General features: G+C 56.2%; 1 rRNA gene. It reads right to left on the bottom strand.

Features of this window, described 5'->3' with window-relative positions:
* Window positions 1-23: 23 nt before the first annotated feature.
* A 23S ribosomal RNA gene (locus ACZ45E_RS39875) occupies window positions 24-1,415 on the bottom strand; the annotation flags it as partial.

Raw genomic sequence — 1,415 nt, 5'->3', positions numbered from 1 at the left:
CAACACAGTGGACGCGAGCAACTGAGGACAAGCCCTCGGCCTATTAGTACCAGTCACCTCCACCCGTTACCGGGCTTCCAGATCTGGCCTATCAACCCAGTCGTCTACTGGGAGCCTTAACCCCTCAAAGGGGGTGGGAGTCCTCATCTCGAAGCAGGCTTCCCGCTTAGATGCTTTCAGCGGTTATCCTTTCCGAACGTAGCCAACCAGCCATGCCCTTGGCAGGACAACTGGCACACCAGAGGTTCGTCCGTCCCGGTCCTCTCGTACTAGGGACAGCCCTTCTCAAGACTCCTGCGCGCGCAGCGGATAGGGACCGAACTGTCTCACGACGTTCTAAACCCAGCTCGCGTACCGCTTTAATGGGCGAACAGCCCAACCCTTGGGACCGACTCCAGCCCCAGGATGCGACGAGCCGACATCGAGGTGCCAAACCATCCCGTCGATATGGACTCTTGGGGAAGATCAGCCTGTTATCCCCGGGGTACCTTTTATCCGTTGAGCGACGGCGCTTCCACAAGCCACCGCCGGATCACTAGTCCCGACTTTCGTCCCTGCTCGACCCGTCGGTCTCACAGTCAAGCTCCCTTGTGCACTTACACTCAACACCTGATTACCAACCAGGCTGAGGGAACCTTTGGGCGCCTCCGTTACTCTTTAGGAGGCAACCGCCCCAGTTAAACTACCCATCAGACACTGTCCCTGATCCGGATCACGGACCCAGGTTAGACATCCAGCACGACCAGAGTGGTATTTCAACGACGACTCCCCAACCACTGGCGTGGCTGGTTCAAAGTCTCCCACCTATCCTACACAAGCCGAACCGAACACCAATATCAAACTGTAGTAAAGGTCCCGGGGTCTTTCCGTCCTGCTGCGCGAAACGAGCATCTTTACTCGTAGTGCAATTTCACCGGGCCTATGGTTGAGACAGTCGAGAAGTCGTTACGCCATTCGTGCAGGTCGGAACTTACCCGACAAGGAATTTCGCTACCTTAGGATGGTTATAGTTACCACCGCCGTTTACTGGCGCTTAAGTTCTCAGCTTCGCACACCCGAAAGTGCACTAACCGGTCCCCTTAACGTTCCAGCACCGGGCAGGCGTCAGTCCGTATACATCGCCTTACGGCTTCGCACGGACCTGTGTTTTTAGTAAACAGTCGCTTCTCGCTGGTCTCTGCGGCCACCCCCAGCTCATGGAGTAAATCCAATCACCGGTGATGGCCCCCCTTCTCCCGAAGTTACGGGGGCATTTTGCCGAGTTCCTTAACCATAGTTCACCCGAACGCCTCGGTATTCTCTACCTGACCACCTGAGTCGGTTTAGGGTACGGGCCGCCATGAAACTCGCTAGAGGCTTTTCTCGACAGCATAGGATCATCCACTTCACCACAATCGGCTCGGCATCAGGTCTCA

Source organism: Streptomyces sp. NPDC030991, assembly GCF_055571235.1.
The sequence above is the reverse complement of the archived record's forward strand: the minus strand, read 5'-3'. Positions and strand labels throughout refer to the sequence as shown.